Source organism: Cryobacterium mannosilyticum (genome assembly GCF_004402705.1).
GTDB lineage: Bacteria > Actinomycetota > Actinomycetes > Actinomycetales > Microbacteriaceae > Cryobacterium > Cryobacterium mannosilyticum.
In genome coordinates this window covers 23,711-41,562 of record NZ_SOFM01000036.1, presented here as the reverse complement: position 1 = coordinate 41,562, position 17,852 = coordinate 23,711, and the positions used below count along the sequence as shown (strand labels likewise).

The 17,852-nt window shown below is 70.5% G+C and carries 16 protein-coding genes; 6 read left to right on the top strand and 10 right to left on the bottom strand.

Translation table 11 applies throughout. The features are described 5' to 3' along the window. On the bottom strand, positions 1 to 292 hold a 292-nt coding region (locus E3O32_RS12215), incomplete at its 3' end, for a 2-oxoglutarate dehydrogenase E1 subunit family protein (RefSeq protein ID WP_134509884.1). Positions 293 to 423: 131 nt separating this feature from the next. Here E3O32_RS12215 and guaB1 point away from each other — a divergent pair. The 3 genes from guaB1 to E3O32_RS12200 all read left to right on the top strand — a co-directional run bounded on the left by guaB1 (position 424) and on the right by E3O32_RS12200 (position 4,400). After that, complete coding sequence (gene guaB1, locus E3O32_RS12210; protein WP_134509882.1) at positions 424 to 1,863, top strand: GMP reductase; 1,440 nt, start codon at positions 424 to 426, stop codon at positions 1,861 to 1,863. A gap of 148 nt (positions 1,864 to 2,011) precedes the next feature. Continuing rightward, entirely contained in the window at positions 2,012 to 3,337 is a 1,326-nt protein-coding gene (locus E3O32_RS12205; RefSeq protein ID WP_134509896.1) for a hemolysin family protein, read from the top strand. After that, complete coding sequence (locus tag E3O32_RS12200; RefSeq protein WP_134509880.1) at positions 3,330 to 4,400, top strand: hemolysin family protein; 1,071 nt, start codon at positions 3,330 to 3,332, stop codon at positions 4,398 to 4,400. Before E3O32_RS12205 ends, E3O32_RS12200 begins: the two co-directional genes overlap by 8 nt. A gap of 5 nt (positions 4,401 to 4,405) precedes the next feature. On the opposite strand, the gene E3O32_RS12195 is transcribed toward E3O32_RS12200, so the two are convergent. Then, positions 4,406 to 5,497 (bottom strand): NADH:flavin oxidoreductase/NADH oxidase, encoded by a 1,092-nt coding sequence (locus E3O32_RS12195; protein ID WP_134509878.1) that lies wholly within the window; start codon positions 5,495 to 5,497, stop codon positions 4,406 to 4,408. Positions 5,498 to 5,570: 73 nt separating this feature from the next. Here E3O32_RS12195 and E3O32_RS12190 point away from each other — a divergent pair, with 73 nt between their 5' ends. The 3 genes from E3O32_RS12190 to E3O32_RS12180 are packed head-to-tail and all read left to right on the top strand — an operon-like array spanning position 5,571 to position 8,165. Beyond that, the gene (locus E3O32_RS12190; RefSeq protein ID WP_134509876.1) at positions 5,571 to 6,449 is read left to right on the top strand and encodes an ADP-dependent NAD(P)H-hydrate dehydratase; all 879 of its coding nucleotides are present in this window, start codon (positions 5,571 to 5,573) and stop codon (positions 6,447 to 6,449) included. Between the two features lie 51 nt (positions 6,450 to 6,500). Beyond that, the gene (locus E3O32_RS12185; protein WP_198417565.1) at positions 6,501 to 7,802 is read left to right on the top strand and encodes a glycosyltransferase 87 family protein; all 1,302 of its coding nucleotides are present in this window, start codon (positions 6,501 to 6,503) and stop codon (positions 7,800 to 7,802) included. 27 nt (positions 7,803 to 7,829) lie between these two features. Beyond that, positions 7,830 to 8,165, top strand: a complete 336-nt coding sequence (locus E3O32_RS12180; protein WP_134509874.1) for a thiamine-binding protein — start codon at positions 7,830 to 7,832, stop codon at positions 8,163 to 8,165. A 123-nt stretch (positions 8,166 to 8,288) separates the two neighbouring features. Here E3O32_RS12180 and E3O32_RS12175 read toward each other — a convergent pair whose 3' ends face one another. The 8 genes from E3O32_RS12175 to E3O32_RS12140 all read right to left on the bottom strand — a co-directional run bounded on the left by E3O32_RS12175 (position 8,289) and on the right by E3O32_RS12140 (position 17,837). Beyond that, the gene (locus tag E3O32_RS12175; protein WP_231383351.1) at positions 8,289 to 8,966 is read right to left on the bottom strand and encodes a response regulator transcription factor; all 678 of its coding nucleotides are present in this window, start codon (positions 8,964 to 8,966) and stop codon (positions 8,289 to 8,291) included. A gap of 69 nt (positions 8,967 to 9,035) precedes the next feature. Further along, positions 9,036 to 10,328, bottom strand: a complete 1,293-nt coding sequence (locus E3O32_RS12170; protein WP_134509872.1) for a hypothetical protein — start codon at positions 10,326 to 10,328, stop codon at positions 9,036 to 9,038. Further along, on the bottom strand, positions 10,325 to 11,494 hold the full coding sequence (locus E3O32_RS12165) for a sensor histidine kinase (RefSeq protein ID WP_134509870.1): 1,170 nt from the start codon (positions 11,492 to 11,494) through the stop codon (positions 10,325 to 10,327). The genes E3O32_RS12170 and E3O32_RS12165 overlap by 4 nt, the downstream gene beginning before the upstream one ends. A gap of 99 nt (positions 11,495 to 11,593) precedes the next feature. Next, positions 11,594 to 12,274, bottom strand: a complete 681-nt coding sequence (locus E3O32_RS12160; protein ID WP_198417564.1) for a hypothetical protein — start codon at positions 12,272 to 12,274, stop codon at positions 11,594 to 11,596. Then, positions 12,274 to 13,746: a DUF4389 domain-containing protein gene (locus E3O32_RS12155; protein WP_134509868.1), complete on the bottom strand. Its 1,473-nt coding sequence runs from the start codon at positions 13,744 to 13,746 to the stop codon at positions 12,274 to 12,276. The genes E3O32_RS12160 and E3O32_RS12155 overlap by 1 nt, the downstream gene beginning before the upstream one ends. 106 nt (positions 13,747 to 13,852) lie before the next feature. Beyond that, positions 13,853 to 15,055 carry a homoserine O-acetyltransferase MetX gene (gene metX / locus E3O32_RS12150; RefSeq protein ID WP_134509866.1) on the bottom strand — a complete coding sequence of 401 codons (1,203 nt, stop codon included), beginning with the start codon at positions 15,053 to 15,055 and terminating at the stop codon, positions 13,853 to 13,855. 194 nt (positions 15,056 to 15,249) lie between these two features. After that, positions 15,250 to 16,581: a bifunctional o-acetylhomoserine/o-acetylserine sulfhydrylase gene (locus tag E3O32_RS12145; RefSeq protein WP_134509864.1), complete on the bottom strand. Its 1,332-nt coding sequence runs from the start codon at positions 16,579 to 16,581 to the stop codon at positions 15,250 to 15,252. Positions 16,582 to 16,721: 140 nt separating this feature from the next. Further along, a complete protein-coding gene (locus E3O32_RS12140) occupies positions 16,722 to 17,837 on the bottom strand; it encodes an acyltransferase family protein (protein WP_241974883.1) in 1,116 nt (371 codons plus the stop codon). Between the last annotated feature and the right edge of the window lie 15 nt (positions 17,838 to 17,852).

Genomic DNA, 17,852 nt, shown 5'->3' with positions numbered 1-17,852 from the left:
CCGGGGCTTCGGCGGGGGCTGCGGCGGCCGGGGCTTCGGCGGGGGCTGCAGCGGCTGCTGCCGCGTCAGCGGGGGCGGCCTCGGTGGCCGGCGCCGCGGCATCCGTCGCCCCGGCGGCCGCCTGGCCGCTCGCGGTCTGGTGGTAGCTCTCGAGGACGGGCCACCAGGACTCGTCTACCTGGTTCTTGTCGACGAGGTACCGTTCGTACAGCTCGTCGACGAGCCACTCGTTCGCTCCGAATTCACCCGACGTGGTCTCATCGGATCCACTACCGGTCAACTGGCTTGACACAGCCGGTTCCCACTCTCTGCGTTGATTCTGAATGTCCAGACGATGAAAAATCGCCGGTTCGGTCTGCCCGTCTAGCCTAATCCCCTCGGGCATGGCTGCGGGCATCCGCGCGGGGGGCTAGCGTTATTTCCATGCAGTTCTATGGAGCGGTACCCAGCCACGATCTCACCTACTCGGATGTCTTCCTGGTGCCCAGCCAATCAGGCATCCGGAGCCGTCTCGACGTCTCGCTCGCGCCCGGCGACGGAACCGGCGCCACCATCCCCGTGGTCTCGGCGAACATGAACTCCGTGACCGGTCCGCGCCTGGCCGCGGCGCTCGCCCGGCGCGGCGGGCTCGGCGTGCTGCCGCAGGACATGCACCTGCAGGAGCTGGATGCCGCGATCCGCTGGGTGAAGGACCAGTCGACCAGATTCGACACCCCGTTCGTGTTCGGCCCGGAGGACACCGTGGCGCTGGCCCTGCGGCAGGTTCCGCCGGTGGCCGGCCAGGGGCTTGTGATCAACGACGAGCACGGCACCTACCTGGGCTGCATCGACGCCGCCCGCCTGGCCACGGCGTTGTCCGACGCCCGGCTCGGGGACCTGCTGCACGGCCCGCTCACCTCCCTCGACGCCGACGACATCGAGGGTCCGCGCCGCGCCTTCGACCTGATGACCGCGGCCGAGCTCGACTTCGCGCCGGTCCTGCACCACGGCGCCATCGTGGGCACGCTCAGCCGCAAGAGCGCCCTGCGCTCCACCCTGTACCAGCCGGCCCTCGACGCGCAGGGGCGGCTCAGCGTGGCCGCAGCGATCGGGATCAACGGCGATGTGGCCGCCAAGGCGCGCGCCCTCGCGGCCGCCGGGGTCGACGTGCTCGTCCTGGACACCGCCCACGGGCACCAGGACGGCATGCTGCGCGCCCTGAAGACCGTCGCAGACCTCGACCTCGGCATCCCGATCGTGGCCGGCAACGTCGTCACCGCAGACGCCGTCGGCGACCTCGTCGGAGCCGGCGCCACCATCGTGAAGGTCGGCGTGGGTCCCGGCGCCATGTGCACGACCCGGATGATGACGGCGGTCGGGCGTCCGCAGTTCTCCGCGGTGCTGGAGACCGCCGCTGCCGCGAGGGAGCTCGGCGCGCACGTCTGGGCCGATGGCGGGGTGCGTTACCCGAGGGACGTGGCCCTCGCGCTCGCCGCGGGCGCGGCATCCGTCATGATCGGCTCCTGGTTCGCCGGCACGATCGAGGCGCCGGGCACGCTGGCAACGGATGCCGCGGGCGCCCTCTACAAGGAGAGCTGGGGGATGGCCTCCACCAAGGCCGTCCAGGAGCGCTTCGATCGGCTAGACCCGTACGAGCTGGCCCGCAAGACCCTCTTCGCCGAGGGCATCTCGAGCTCGAAGATCTACCTGGACCCGCTGCGCCCCTCGCTCGAGGACCTGCTGGACATGATCACCTCCGGGGTGCGCAGCTCGTTCACCTACGCCGGCGCGACGAGCGTGGCGGAGTTCCACACCCGCTCGCTGGTCGGAATCCAATCCGCCGCCGGCTACGAGGAGGGCAAGGCGCTGCCCGTCTCCTGGTAGCCGGGCGCCGGTGAAACCGGGCGTGCCGGTATAGTTGAGGGAATAATGGACGACCCCCCTTCTGCGAAATCGCCCGGCCACCATTCCCGCCGCCCCAACGGACACTCGTCCGTGAACAGGGGCGGTGAACCGCGTGTTTGAGTGGCTGATGCTCGGCGTCGGGTTGATCCTGACCGTCGGCACCGGCCTGTTCGTGGCCAGCGAGTTCGCCCTGGTCAACCTCGACCGCTCCGACCTCGAGGCGCGCCGCGACCGCGGTGAGACCCGCCTCGCCCTGACCATCGCCGCGCTCCGGATCACCTCGACGCACCTGTCCAGCGCGCAGCTCGGGATCACCCTGACCACCCTCCTCACCGGGTACGCGATGGAGCCGGCGCTCAGCTCCCTGCTCACCGGCCCGCTGACGGGGCTGGGGCTTCCGGCGGGTGTCGTGCCCGTCCTGGCGACGACGCTCGCCGTGGTCATCGCCACGCTGGCGTCGATGATCATCGGGGAACTCGTGCCCAAGAACTTCGCCCTCGCCCTGCCGATTCAGACGGCGAAGCTCGTCATCCCGTTCCAGACCCTGTTCACGACCGTGTTCAAGCCGGCCGTGCTGGTGCTCAACGGCAGCGCCAACGGGGTGCTCCGCTCGATCGGGATCGAGCCCAAGGAGGAACTCTCCGGGGCGCGCACGGCCGAGGAGCTGTCCTCGCTGGTGCGCCGCTCGGCCAGCGCCGGCCTGCTCGAGAAGGACACCGCGACCCTGCTGCACCGCACCCTGCTCTTCTCCGGCCACACCGCCTCCGACGTGATGACGCCGCGGCCGCGGGTGGCGAGCATCCAGCGCACCGACTCCGCCCAGGCCGTCATCGACCTCGCCCGGCAGACAGGCTACTCCCGCTTCCCCGTCGTCGACGAGGGCGTCGACGACATCGTCGGGATCGTGCACGTCAAGCAGGCCGTGGCCGTGCCCCGGCAGCGCCGCGCGGATGTCCCCGTGTCGGCCCTGCAATCGGAGGCCGTGCGCGTGCCGGAGACGATGAAGCTCGACGGGCTGCTGGTCGAACTGCGCGGCCGCGGCTACCAGATGGCCATCGTCGTCGATGAGTACGGCGGGACGGCCGGCGTGGCGACCCTCGAAGACCTCGTCGAGGAGCTCGTCGGCGAGGTGGCCGACGAACACGACCGCGCCCGCGCGGGCGTCGTGCTCTCGACGGACTCCCTCACCTTCCCCGGCATGCTCCGGCCCGACGAGCTCCTCGAACGCACGGGCATCTCCGTGCCGGACGACGGACCGTACGAGACCGTCGCCGGGTTCGTGATGAGCGAACTCGGACGCCTCCCCGTTGTCGGCGACACCGTCACCATCGATGAGGGCTTGTTCACGGTGGAACGCCTCGACGGCCGGCGGATCGACCGGTTGCGGTTCACGCCGGCCATCGAACCCGGCAGTGGCGAACCGGGCAGTGGCGAAGGGAGCCCGAATGAGTGACTGGGCCGGGATCGTCTGGCTGGTCGTGCTGCTCGCGGCCAACGCCTTCTTCGTCGCGGCCGAGTTCGCGGTCATCTCGGCCCGCCGGTCGCAGATCGAGCCTCTGGCCGAGGCCGGGAAGGGGAGCGCCCGGACCGCGCTCTGGGCGATGGAGCACGCCACCCTGATGCTGGCGACCACCCAGCTGGGTATCACCGTCTGTTCGCTGCTCATCCTGAACGTGTCGGAGCCGGCGATCCACCACCTGCTCGAGTACCCGCTCGGACTGACCGGCCTGCCCGGCGAGGCGATCACCGCGATCGCCTTCGTGATCACGCTGCTCCTCGTCTCGTACCTGCACGTCGTGTTCGGTGAGATGGTGCCGAAGAACCTGTCGTTCTCCATCCCCGACCGGGCCGTGCTCCTACTCGCCCCGCCGCTGGTCTTCTTCGGCCGAACGGTCAGGCCCGTGATCGTGGTGCTCAACGCCACGGCCAACCTGGTACTGCGGCTGTTCCGGGTGCAGCCCAAGGAGGAGGCGAACAGCACCTACACGCTGGACGAGGTCGCCACGATCGTGTCCCAGTCGACCAGGGAGGGCGTGCTGCGCGACGGCACGGGCGCGCTCAGCGCCACCTTCGAGTTCACCACCCGCAAGGTGAAGGATGTCGCGGTGAACCTCGCCGACCTGATCAGCCTGCCCGAATCGGCCACCCCGGCCGACGTCGAGAAGGCGGTGACCAAGCACGGGTTCTCCCGCTATGTGCTCGTCACCGATGGGGGCGAACCGACCGGCTACGTCCACCTGAAGGATGTCCTGGACCTGGACGGCGACGACCGCGCCGGTGCGGGCGGTCACGCGGCGGGCAGCTACGCCGAGCCGATCCCGGCCAAACGCATCCGCCGGCTCGTCTCGATCTTCGAGGACACCGACCTCGAGGACGCCCTGGCCACGATGCGCCGCTCCGGCGCGCACCTGGCCCGGTCGTTCACCGCGGTCGGCGCGACCGCGGGCGTCCTGTTCCTCGAGGACATCATCGAGGAGCTCGTCGGCGAAGTGCAGGACGCGACCCGGCGGCTCTGACTGAATCAGTCCTCCGGCCACCGGGCCCGGAGGTACTGCGGCGGCCAGTAGTCCAGGCTGACCCCGAGCTCGTGCGCGGCGCGAAGCGGGAAGTGCGGATCTCGCAGCAGCTCCCGGCCCAGCATGATCGCGTCGGCCTGGCCGGACGCGACGATCTGTTCGGCCTGCGCGGGGGTGGTGATCAGTCCGACCGCGCTGACCGGGACATCCGCCTCGGTCTTCACATGCTGGGCCAGCGGAACCTGGTAGCCGGGCCCGAGCGGGATGCTCACCCCGGTGACGTTGCCGCCGGAGGAGATGTCGAAGAGATCCGCCCCGGCCGCGGCCGCCCAGCCGGCGACAGTGGCGGTGTCGTCCTCATTCCAGCCGCCCGGCGCGTAGTCGGTGGCGGAGAAGCGCACGAACAAGGGATGGCCGGGGCCGATCGCGTCGCGGACGGCCCTCACCACGGCGAGCAGCAACCGGGCGCGGTTCTCCAGCGAGCCGCCGTACTCGTCGGTGCGCCGGTTGCTCAGCGGGGAGAGGAACTGGTGCAGAAGGTAGCCGTGGGCCGCATGGATTTCGACCAGGTCGAAGCCCGCGCCGATCGCGCGAGCGGCGGCCGCAGCGAAGTCGTCGACGATGTCCCCGATGCCGGCGGCGTCGAGCGCGACGGGAGGGTCATAGCCGGGGAACGGGACCGCCGACGCCGACACGGTCTGCCAACCGCCGGCATCCGCGGGCACGGTGCCGTGCTCGTCATGTCCCCAGGCCGGCCAGGTCGAGGCCTTGCGTCCCGCGTGCGCGAGCTGGATGCCGGCCGCGGCGCCCTGCGAATGGATGAAGTCCACGATCCGCGCCCACGCCGCGGCCTGGGCGTCGTTCCAGATCCCGGTGTCCGCGTCGGTGATCCGGCCCTCGGGGCTGACCGCGCTCGCCTCGGCGACGACGAGGCCCGCACCGCCCGCCGCCAGCTGGCCCAGGTGCATGAGGTGCCAGTCCCGGGGAACCCCGTCCTTCGCGCGGATCGAGTACTGGCACATCGGGGCCGCCCAGACCCGATTGCGAAACGTGACGCCGCGCAGAGTGAGCGGTTCGAACAGTGCGGCAGTGGCCACGGGGTCCCCCAGTATCGGTGCGGCCGCCCGATCTGACGGCCCGGATCTGTCCGAAACAACCTATCGTGAGTGCATGGGCGAACCGCTGGACTGGCTGGAATGGGACGAGCGGCACGCGCGGGCCTGGATCGATGTTCCCCAGCCGGTCGACGACAAGTACAGCCGGGGCGTCCTCGGCGTGCGCACCGGGTCGAAGCAGTACCCGGGCGCCGCGGTGCTCGGGGTCGAGGCTGCCGCGCGCACCGGCGTGGGCATGGTGCGCTACCTGGGGCCGCGCCGGGCAACGAACCTCGTGCTCCAGCGCCGGCCGGAGGTCGTCACCGTTCCCGGCCGGGTGCAGGCGTGGCTGCTCGGTTCCGGCATGGATGCCGCCGCCCGCGACGACACGACCGCCACCGCCCTGGTCGAGGCCCTCGCGGCCGGGCTGCCGACGGTGTGCGACGCCGGCGTGCTCGACCTGGTCGCGCACACCACCGGCCCCACCGTGGTCACCCCGCACTTCCGGGAACTGGCGGGGCTGCTCAGCCGGCGCGGAAAGCCGGTGACCGCGGCGGAGATCGCCGCCGCACCGGGGGAGTGGGCCGGCCGTGCCGCGACCGACCTCGGCGTCACGGTGCTGCTCAAGGGCTCCGTCACCTTCGTCGCCTCGCCGGCCGGTGCCCGCCTCCGCGTCACCGGGGCGCCGGCCTGGCTGGCGACGGCCGGTTCAGGGGACGTGCTGGCCGGCATCCTCGGCGCACTGCTGGCCACGCACTCCGCCGCCATCGACACGGATGCCGACGCCCTCGTCGCCCTCGCCGCGACCGCGGCCCTGGTGCACGCGCTCGCCGCCGGTCGAGCGTCGGAGGGTGGTCCGATCACCGCCCTCGACGTGGCCGAGGCCGTCCCCGCCACGATCGCGGCCCTCCTGGCGCCGACCTCCGGCGGCCGGCGCGCGGCCGCGCCCGCCTGACCGGGGAGCGAACATCACCCGTCGGGGTACTCCGTTGTGGGAAAGTTGACCGTGCCTGATCCCGCCGCCCGCGAGCCGATGCCCGAGCCGATGCCCGAGCCGCAGCCTGCGCCGCAGCCTGCGCCGACGGCGGAACGGCGAGGGGTGACGCTCGCCGCGCGGCTCGGGGCCGTGCCGCGGGCGATGCTCTGGGCCGGTTTCGTCCTCGTGCACCTCGCGCTGGCGCTGCTCTGCGTTCTCGCTCCGGGCTGGCCGCTCGGTGACGTGCAGAAGGTCTACTTCGGTTGGGCCACCGACGCCGCGGGCGGCACCTCGGTCGTCGGCATCGACACCGGCTTCGTCTATCCGATCCTCGCGGTCGTGCCGATCTTCGCCTCCCTCGCGTTCGGTCCGGCGCTCTACGTGGCAACCTGGCTGGGCGTCGTGACCCTGCTCGACGGGGTCGCGTTCGCGTTCCTGCTCGGGCGCGGCCGGGACTGTCGCGCGCTCCGGGCCGCCGGCTGGTGGCTGGCGTTCCTGGTGCTGCTCGGCCCGATCGCCCTGGCCCGGATCGACGCCGTCACCGCCTCGCTGGTGATCGTCGCTGTGCTCTGGGTGCGCGCGCGCCCGCTCGCGGCCACGGTTCTGCTCGCCGTTGCCACCTGGGTGAAGATCTGGCCGATTGCCCTGGTCGCGGCGCTCGTGGTGGTGTCGAGACGGCGCCGGCAGGTGGCCCTGGCGATGGCCGGCACCAGTGTGGTCATCGTCGGCGCTGCGCTGAGCCTCGGCAGCGGCTCGAACGTGTTCAGCTTCGTGACCGAGCAGACCAACCGGGGAATCCAGATCGAATCCCCGGTCGGCGGGATCTGGATGTGGCAGGCGGCCCTGCGCCTGCCGGGAACCTTCGTCTACTACGACCGGCAGATCCTGACCTACCAGGTCATCGGCCCGGGCACCGACGTCGCGATCGCCCTGATGACCCCCCTGCTCGTGATCGCGGTGGCCGGCGTGCTCCTGCTCGGCTGGCAGGCCGCTCGCCGGGGAGCGGCCTGGGACCGGCTGTACCCTTCGTTGGTGCTGGCGCTGGTGCTGACCCTGATCCTGGCGAACAAGGTCGGGTCGCCGCAGTTCGTCTGCTGGCTCGCCGCGCCGGTCATCCTCGGGTTGCTCGTGCGGGGACGCGCGTGGCGGCTGCCAGCCGTGCTCGTCCTGGTCATCGCCGGGCTCACCCAGCTCGTCTACCCTTATCTGTACGGGGGGCTGCTCGTCGCCGATCCGGTCATGGTGCTGGTGCTGACGGCGCGCAACCTGCTCGAGGTCGTGCTGCTCGGCTGGGCGCTGAGGCAGGTGCGGCGCTCGGCCGCCCCGCACTGACCCGCACCACAATCACAAGGAGAACCCATGCTCGTCGCATTCTCGGTCGCACCATCCGGCGGCCACGACCCGGACGGCTCGGTGCACAACGCCGTCGCCGCAGCGGTGCGGGTCGTGCGCGACTCCGGCCTGCCCAACCACACCGACTCCATGTTCACGACCATCGAGGGCGACTGGGACGAGGTGTTCGCCGTGGTCAAGGCGGCGACCGAGGCCGTCGGCGCCTGGGGGCCGCGGGTGTCCCTGGTGCTGAAGGCGGACATCCGGCCGGGCCGGACCGGCGAGCTGACGAGCAAGGTCGAGCGGCTCGAGGCGGCACTGGAAGCGGCCGCCGCGCCGCCGGACGGCGCCACCGGCCGGTAGCCTGGTTCGGCGGGCTGCACGTGCCCTCCGGCACCGAGGCGATCACCGTCGTCGGATGTCCGGACGCCGTGATCGGCCCGGCCGGCCAGTGATCGCAGGCAGGGCCAGTGATCGCAGGCAGGTCTAGTCGGTCTGCAGGAGGATGCCGTCGTGGATGGCGCGCTTGCGCAGGGCCACCTTCGTGCCGACGTCGAACCCCGCGAGGCGGTACTTCTCGCGGATCCGTTTGAGGTAGGACTTCGCGGTCTCCTCGGAGATGCCGAGCTGGTGGGCCACGGCCTTGACCGGCTCGCCCGCGCCGTACAGGGCCATCACCCGGCGCTCCTGGGCGCTCAGCCGAGGGGAGCCGCCGCTGGTGCCGGCGCTCAGCGCCTCGTCCAGCTCGGCCGAGATGTAGGACTCACCGTCGTAGGCCGCGCGGATCGCCTCGACGATCATGTTCGCTTCCTCGCTCTTGACGAGGTAGCCGAGCGCGCCGGCCGCCAGCGCCTCGCGCACGAGGCCGGGCTCGGAATAGGTGCTCATCAGCACCGTCTTGACGCCGGCGGTCTTGAGGGTGGAGATCTTCAGGGAGACGGGGATGTTGTCCTTGAGGTCGAGGTCGAGGAGAACGACGTCGACGGGGAACTCGGGGTGGGTCAGCAGCTCCGGCCAGGTCGTGACGGCGGCGACCATGTTGATGTCGTCCGCAGCCCCCCTGATCCACTCGGTCAGGGCACCGAGGAGCATCCGATGATCGTCGACCAGGGCCAACCGAATGGGATGCTCCCTGCTCGGCACTGCGATATTCGTCATTGTCATGTTCGTCATTGCTGCCTCCTACTGCCTTTGCATCCGACCAAAAAGCTCGACGGCTCTCCGTCGCAGACCTCAAGCATCCGCGGGATTGTCGATACTGCACTCGATCTCCACCCGGAGACTTCCGTCCCGGGTCGAATCGATGTGAGGACCGACTACTCGGATAGCTTGCCACGTCTCGGGGTCCACGCGCCGCCGGGGCACACCCGTGGTGGTCAATTCGATTGGAAATCGTAACTTCTGGCGGGCGCGCACGCCGTGGGTGGGCCTGATCGGGCCCAGTGAGAGCGACACTGCGGCCTCGGCGCGAGTCGTGTCGCTGATCAGGAGCCAAATCGTGCGGAGCAACGCGTCGCGCTGGGCCGGGTCGAGCAGCCCGGCCAGGCCCGCGGGATCGTGCAGGTTCACGGAGGGGCCGAGGAACTCCGACTCGGTAATCGCATGGTGGAGCCAGGTCTCACGCCGGCCCTGGATCAGGTGCAGGCGCAGCTGGGTGGCGAGGGTGGAGGCCGTCGTAGACTTGTCGGCGCCGAGCGGAAGAGTGGTCCGGCCCTGGGCGACGTCGTCGAGCAGGGTTTCCGCGTCGAGGTCGATCCGCGCGAGTTCCTCGGAGGCGAGCATGCCCACCGCGAATTGCGGTTGGGAGACCGTGCTCTGCACGAGCACCAGGTCGAGTTCACGCTGGGCCATCCGGCGGAATGAGCGCACGATCGCGACTCCGAGCAGCGGAGGCATGATGGCCAGGACTATAGCCAGCAGTTCCGGTGCGAGGGTGAACGGGTCGGGGCGGGACTCGGTGACGGCGCCGACGAACAGGACACCGGCCAGCACGACGGCCGAGGTGACGACGTCGCGGCCGCGACGCACCGTGACGAGGGCGATCAGCAGCGAACCGACCGCCGCGGCCGCCGTCGGGTACACCTCGGACCCGCCCTGTCCTCGAGAACCGGCCAGATCGAGCACGACCACGACGCTGCCGCTGGCCAGGGCCGCGGCGAACAGCCAGTCGGGCATCCGCGCCGACAGTTGTTGCACGGTGACCAGCGCGAGCGCCGTCGTCGCCATCAGCAGTGTCCAGGCCGCCAGGCTCGGCAGGGGGTTCGGGTAGTCGAACCATTGGATCATGAAGCGCCAGAACAGGAACAGTGCGATGAACCCGCCGCTGAAGGACAGCCCGATGCCCAGGTGGCGGCCACCCAGGCCGCTCTGGTTCGCGCGGGTCGTCTTGACGGTGCGCTCCGGCCGGCGGAAGGTGCGCCGGCGATCCTGGCGTTCCTGGACCTCCTTGAGGCGGAGGTCCTTCCGGCTCGCCCCGGCGGCCCGGAGGTCGCCCAGCGGGACGTCGACGAGGTCGGGACCGATCACTTCGGCACCTCCAGCACCACGGTCGTGCCGGAACCGGGGGAGGAGAACAGCCTGGCGTTGCCGCCGACATCTCGCAGCCGGGCCACGACGGATTCGGCGAAGCCGAGTCGTTCGGCGCTCACTCCGAGCAGATCGAAGCCGACCCCGGCGTCGGTGACCATGGCGCGCACGGTGGTGTCGTCATCCGAGATCGTGACGTCGGCCCGGTCGACCCCGGCATGGCGGCGCACGTTCTCCAGGCACTCGCCGAGCGCGAGCAGGAACGAGTCGAGGACATCGCTGGGCAGCAGCACCTGCCCGCTGCCGTGCCAGTCCACCTCCAGTCCCATTCTGCCGAAGCGCTGCTTCACCGATTCCAGGGTGCTGCCCAGGGTCGACTCCGTGGCCGGCTCGAGGGTGTACACGCCGGAGCGACGCGGCGTCGGCAGGCCGCCCAGGCGCAACTGCCGCAACAGCCGGGCATCGTCCCCGGCCTGCTGGCGGAGCGCGGCGGGGCTGACGCCGACACCGGAGTGGGCGAGCAGGGTGAGGGTGGCCAGCACGGTGTCGTGCAGGAGCCTGGCGTCCTGGCGGCGCTGGGCCTCCAGTTCGCTGGCGTGCCGTTCGGCCAGGTGGGCCCGGCCGATCGCTGCGATGCGCTGCATCACCCGGGGCACGCTTTGGGCAACCCACCAGCCCGCGAGGGCAATCGCGAACCAGCCGCAGATCGTGATGGCCAGCGGCACGATCGCCCCGGCGGAGGTGATCGTGGTGGCGAGGACGCTGGCCAGGGTGGCCGCGAACGACGCGAACAGCAGGATCAGCCGGCGGGTGCTGACGACCAGCACGAGCGCGACGGCGCTCGTCGCGGTCGCCGCCACGGTGCCGATGACGGTCTCCTCGACCAGGTTCAAGCCGGGCGGTCCCTGCCCGGAGAAGCCGATCAGGAGAATGATTCCGATTCCGGAGAGCACGATCAGGATGACCCAGCGTATCCGGCCGGACCGGCCGAGCAGGTACTGGCCGGCGACCATGAGGAGGAGCACCGGCAGGCAGCGGCCGAGCAGGTCCAGGCTGAGGCCGCCCGGGACGAGCATCACGACCAGCACCGCCACCGAACCGGCCAGGCCGGTCAGCCGGGCGGCTCTCCGCAGGAGGCGGTCGCGCTCTTTGAAGATTCGATGCATGTCGCCTGGATTACCCCTCGTAATGCCCTATGAAGCACCATATCCGGCTCGAACCCGTTTTCTCGCGATCCGGGAGACACTGGTTCCTGCGATTGTGGGTCATCGGGCCGACTCGACCTGCTCCGGGTCGGTCCTGGTGCGGTCCGCGGGCTGGGAACCGAGCAGCCGCACCAGCACGAGCCCGGACACCGCGGCCATGCTCGCCGCCATCAGGATCCCGGCGAGCACGCCGATCGCCACGATCAGCGGCAGGGGCTGGCCCGGCTGCCACAGCGGCGTCGCGACCGCGAAGAAGACGCCGAGGCCCACGCACCAGGCCGCGGCGTTGCCGAGGATCCACCAGCCGCTGCGCGCGAGGTGGCGGCGCAGTTCGAGCCACTGCGCGAAGCCGATCGACGCCAACAGGAGCGTCCCGGCGACGGCCGCGGCGCCGAGGACCAGCCCGGTCGGCCAGGCCGACCAGACGGGGGCCCACGTGCTCGGCAACAGACCGATGAACCAGGCGAACGCGGCGGCGACGGCCGTCCCGCCGACCCAGGCGGCACGGGACAGGGCCGGGATCGCGTCGCGGAGCACGTGCGCCTGCGCCCAGCCGAGCACGGCGCCCTCGACGGCGCCGGCGGCGACCAGGGCCGGGACATTGGCCGCGGGCAGGTCGCTCGTGACGAACTCGGCCAGCGTCGGGGCCAGGAATCCAACGCTCTCGCCCAGGCCGACACAGAGCAGCCAACGGCGGAACAACGGTGGGCGGGTGAGGGCCGGGTGCCGATGGCCGTTCATCAGGGCCGCGCCACGGGGAGCGGCGGGTCGTCGGGGCCCTGGTCGAGTCGGAAGGGTGGGTAGTCGTCCCGCAAGAGCGCCGTGTACACCATGACCCGGAAGACCCAGCGGTCCAGGCCGAGGACCAGGTCGAACAGGGTGCGTCGCAGCCGACCGGTGAAGAGCAGGATCAGCCCGGAGAGCAGCACGAGCAGCCCGATCAGGGACGGCCCGGTGACGGCAGCGGTTCCGGCGCCCGCCGGCCAGTCCGCCGGTTGGGTGCGCCAGGACCAGGCGCTGCCGGTGATGACCGCAACGATCAGGAGGTGCGGCAACGCCAGCAGCCACCACTTGACGAGGACCAGTCCGTTGGACAGCCGCACGGGATAGTCGACCTGGAGATCGGCCGGGTAGTCCGTCGCGGCGAGCGTGAACGGGGGATACCGGTCGGTTCCGAGGGCCGAGTAGGAGTAGAACGCCACCCGCCAGCTCCAGCGCAGGACCCCGACGTTGAAGGTGAACAGCGACGCGGGGTACCGTCCGGTGAACAGGATCGCGAAGCCGGCCACGACGGTGGTGACGAAGAAGGCGCACCAGAGGAAGAACAGCACGATCACGTGCGGAATGACCAGGAACCACTTCACCAGCCACAGCCACCGCGACAGCACCGGATCGGGTTCCCCGGTCAGCCGGGCCGGGTAGGTGCGCCATTCGTCGACCGGGGGGACGGCCGGCGGCATCGGGCCCGGCGGCGCGGGCCCAGACGCGAACGCCGGCGGTGCGGGCGGCGGGGTGGCCAATGGGGTGCCGGCCGGCGCAGCACCGGGTGGCACCGGGGTACCCCGGCCGAGCCCGATGGCCCCGAGCACGACCAGCGCGATCCCGAGCAGCAGCAGCAGGATGCCGGCGATCACCAGCCCGATCGCGAGCGGCCCGAGCAGGCCCAGCCGGGCGCCGGCGCGCAGCTGCACGGCCACGCGGGGGCTCGCATCGGCGTTCATCACGACGACGGCCCAGGTGCCGGGCTGCACGTCCCAGACCACCTGTTGCGTTCCCGGCCCGGAAGCCGACACCGTCCACCAGCCCTGGTCGCCGGGGAGGACGGGCCGCGCCGTGCCGGGGACATCGCGGTACTCCGTGCGGAACGGGGAGAAGCTCACGTCCACGAGTTCGGTGTGGTGCACCGCCGTGAGGTAGCGGTCCACCTCGGCCTGCGGTGCGATGCCGATGAACACGTCGCCGCCGGTGCTCGTGGCCTCCAGGCGGATGCTGGCGACACCGGCCGGGATCCCGGACGTGCCGGCGACGTCCAGTCTCGGCGAGGTGAGCGCGTAGGAGTCGGCGGAGAATGAGGCGGCCGGCGCGCTGAAGAAACCGTTGTCCGCCTGCTGCGAACTCGCCACCGTGGCAGCAACGCCCCCGGTCAGCATGCCCAATCCGATCAGCGAGAACACCGTTCCGAGCACCAGCATGACGACGTAGGCGGGTTTCATGGCGGCCATCCTCTCGGGGGAATCACCCGATTTTCAACCTTTCCCTGAACGCCGCGGCTGTCAACCCCTCGGCAGCCGTCACGGCCCCGTCACGGCCCCGTCGAGGTCAGTCGAGGAGCCGGCCCAGCTGGGCGCCGATCGCCGCGGTCTCGATCAGGAACCCGTCGTGGCCGTACCCCGACTCCAGCACGACCGGGTCGGCGCCGTCGATGTTGTGCCGAAGGTGCTCGGCGATCCGCCGCTGGCCCTCCACGGGGAACAGCCGGTCGCTGTCGATGCCGACCACCACGGTGCGGGCCGTCACCCGGCTGAGGGCTGCGGGGACACCGCCGCGACCGCGGCCGACGTCGTGCGAGTCCATGGCCTGTACGAGTGTGACGTAGCTGTTGGCGTCGAACCGGCGGGTGAACTTGTTGCCGTGGAAGTCGAGATAGGATTCGACCGCGAACCGGCCGCCGGCCCCCAGCGGGCTGATCTCGCTCTGCCAGCCGCGGTCGAACCTGAGGTTGAGCTCGGCGGGGCTGCGGTAGTTGAGCAGGGCCATCCGGCGGGCGAGGGCCAGGCCGCGGGTGGGACCGTCGCCGTCGTCGGCGTCGTAGTAGTCCCCCGACCGGAACAGGGGGTCGGAGCGGATCGCCTCGATCTGCACCGAGTTCAAGGCGATCTGGTCGGCCGTCGTCACCGGCGGCGCGGCGAGGATGGCGAGGCGCGCCACGCGCTCGGGGGCCCCGATCGCCCACTCGAGGGCGTGCATCCCTCCCATCGAACCGCCGATGACGGCGGCCCAGCGGTCGATGCCGAGGCGGTCGCTCAAGGCACGCTGCGCGGCCACCTGATCGCGGATGGTGAGGTACGGGAAACGGGTACCCCATTCGCTGCCGTCGGGCGCCAGAGACGCGGGGCCGGTGCTGCCCTGGCAGCCGCCCAGCATGTTCGGCGCCACCACGAACCAGCGGTCGGTGTCGATGGCGAGCCCCGGGCCGACGATGCCGCCCCACCAGCCTGCCGTGACGTGGCCGTCGCCAGCGGCGCCGACCAGGTGGCTGTCGCCGGTGAGCGCGTGCAGCACGAGCACGGCGTTGTCGCCGGAGGGGGAGAGCTCGCCCCAGGTCTCGAAGGCGAGGCGCACGGCGCCCAGGCTGCCGCCTGCCTCGAAACGGAGCGGGCCGACGTCGAGGAAGCGGCGGGAGCCGATGGGGTCGCCGTCGCGCCAGGCGCCGGTCGCCGGGGGCTTGCCGAGGAGCGAGCGCGCCTGGGCTTCAGTGACGAAGCTGGACGGGACCGTGTCTGCCGAGAATTGCCATTCCATACGCCCCCATTCTGGCGAACCTCGAGGACCTCCGTCTGATTGTTACGCGCGAACTCGCGCGCAGCATCCGATGTCCCGCACCTTTCTTGGCCCGAGCCTCGTCGAATTCGACGGAGATTTTGCCGAATTGACCCGGAAAACCGTGTTTCAGCCTCGGATCACGGAAAATCTCCGTCGAATTCGACACCCAGGGGCTAGGCGTTGGCGCGGGATGCCACCACGACCGCGCGCGCCGCGGCCAGGCCGAGCTCAAGGTCGGCCTTGAGGTCGGCGATGTTCTCGATGCCGACGGAGAGGCGCACGAGGCCGGGTGTGACTCCGGCCGTGAGCTGCTGCTCGGGGGTGAGCTGTGCGTGGGTGGTCGAGGCCGGGTGGATCACGAGCGAGCGCACGTCGCCGATGTTGGCCAGGTGGCTGAACAGCTCGAGGTTGTCGACCAGGGCGCGGCCGGCATCCACCCCGCCCTTGAGCTCGAACGAGAGCACCGCGCCGACACCCTGCGGGGCGTACTTGTTGGCGGCGGCGTACCAGGGGCTCGTCGGCAGGCCGGCGTAGTTGACCGAGGCGATGTCCGGGTGGTTCTCGAGCCACTCGGCGATCTCCTGGGCGTTCTGCACGTGACGTTCGATCCGCAGGCTCAGGGTTTCGATGCCCTGGATGAGCTGCCAGGCGCTCGCCGGGGCGATCGCGGCACCCAGGTCGCGGAGCAGCTGCACCCGGGCCTTGATGATGTAGGCGATGGGGTCGCCGACGGCGCCGGTGTAGCTGACCCCGTGGTAGGACGGGTCGGGCTCGGTCAGGCCGGGGAACTTCGCGACGTTCTTGGACCATTCGAAGCTGCCGCCGTCGACGATGACGCCGCCGATGACCGCGCCGTGGCCGCCGAGGAACTTGGTGGCCGAGTGGATGACGATGTCGGCGCCGTGCTCGAACGGACGGATCAGGTAGGGGGTGGCGATCGTGTTGTCGACGATCAGCGGAACGCCTGCCTCATGGGCCACGCCGGCGACGAGGGAGATGTCGAGCACGTTGATCTTCGGGTTGCCGATGGTCTCCGCGAAGAAGAGCTTGGTGTTCGGGCGCACGGCGCGGGCCCACTCGGCCGCGTCGTCCTGGTTCTCGACGAACGTGGTCTCGATGCCGAGCTTGGCGAGCGTGTACTTGAAGAGGTTGTAGGTGCCGCCGTAGATCGAGCTGGACGAGACGATGTGGTCGCCGGCCTCGGCGATGTTCAGCACGGCGAAGGTCGACGCGGCCTGGCCGGACGCGAGCAGCAGCGCCGCGGTTCCGCCTTCGAGGGCGGCGACGCGCTCCTCGACGACGGCCTGGGTCGGGTTCATGATGCGGGTGTAGATGTTGCCGAATTCGGCCAGCGCGAACAGGTTCTGCGCGTGCTGCGCGTTGTTGAACACATAGGACGTGGTCTGGTAGATCGGGGTGTTGCGGGCGTTCGTGGTGGGGTCGGGCCGGGCGCCGGAGTGAACCTGCTTGGTTTCGAACTTCCAGGCCTGTGCGTTGTCGCTCATGAGGTGGTCTCCCTGATAATCCTCGACGAGCGTGGACCGTCCATCGCTCTGGGTGCGAGTTTAGGCATCCGCCCGGAGGGGTGGCAACGACCCGTGAAACACGGCGTCACACGCGAGGCGCCCCCATCGAACCGGCCGGATCAGGACTGTTCGGCGGGCGGCGGATCCATCGGCGGCAGCACGATCGTTCCGGTGTGCGTCGACTCGTGCTTGCGGAACAGCCAGCGTGCCCGCGGCTCGATGATCGGCCGGAAGAGCCGCTTCACGATCGGGAGGGACAGCAGCACGCTGATCCCCACGCTGAGCAGCAGCAGGGCCGGCAGCACCCACACCGGCTGCGGTCCGCCGAGCACGCCGGATTCGCGGAGCGGGAAGAGCACGAAACTGTGCAGCATGTAGATGTACATCGTGGCCGAACCGAACGCCGTGAACCAGGTGGTGCGGCGCGGCACGAGCAGGAGGAACGCAATGATCAGGGCGAAGGCGAGGAGGATTAGCCCCAGGCGGATGCCGCCGGCCCAGAGCTGGTCGTAGCCGAACGTCGGGTAGGCCTCGCTGTAGAGCAGGAACTGGCGGACCTGCAGGGTGCGGAGGGCGTCGATGTTCAGGGTGATCACGCCGAGCAGGGCCGAGAACAGGGTGAGGGCGCCGACGCGCCAGCGCCACACCTCGCCGACGCCGAGCTCGAGCCAGCGGGCGGTGAGCTTCCACTGGCGCAGCTTCCAGCCGAAGACGAAGAAGGGCAGCAGTCCGAGGGTGCGGGAGAGCGCGAAGGTGCCGTCGATCGAGGGTATGTAGCCGGCACCGATCGAGATCAGGATGCCGACCAGCAGCGGATAGCGCAGCAGCACCATGAACGGCAGCATGAGCCGCCAGACCAGCAGGGCGATCAGGAACCACAGCGTCCACGAGGCGCTGGAGTAGTCAAGGTTGAACTCGCCGCCGAGCAGCCACCGCACGAGAGTCCAGATCGTCTCGAACACCACGTACGGGAAGACCACGTCGGTGATCAGCCGGTGCAGCTGCCGCGTGCCCGGGGGACCCGAGCGGGCGAAGTAGCCGCTGACGGCGACGAAGAGGGGCACGTGGAAGGCGTAGATGAACAGGTAGGCCTCGTAGGCGACGTCCGACCCGTGGATGAGTTTGAGGATCGCGTGCCCCATCACGACCAGGGTGATGGCGATCCAGCGAGCGTTGTCCCAGAGGGGAACCCGCCGCTTCTTGACATGGGGCCTGCCGGCGACTCGTGCACTCATTAGAGCCATTGTCCC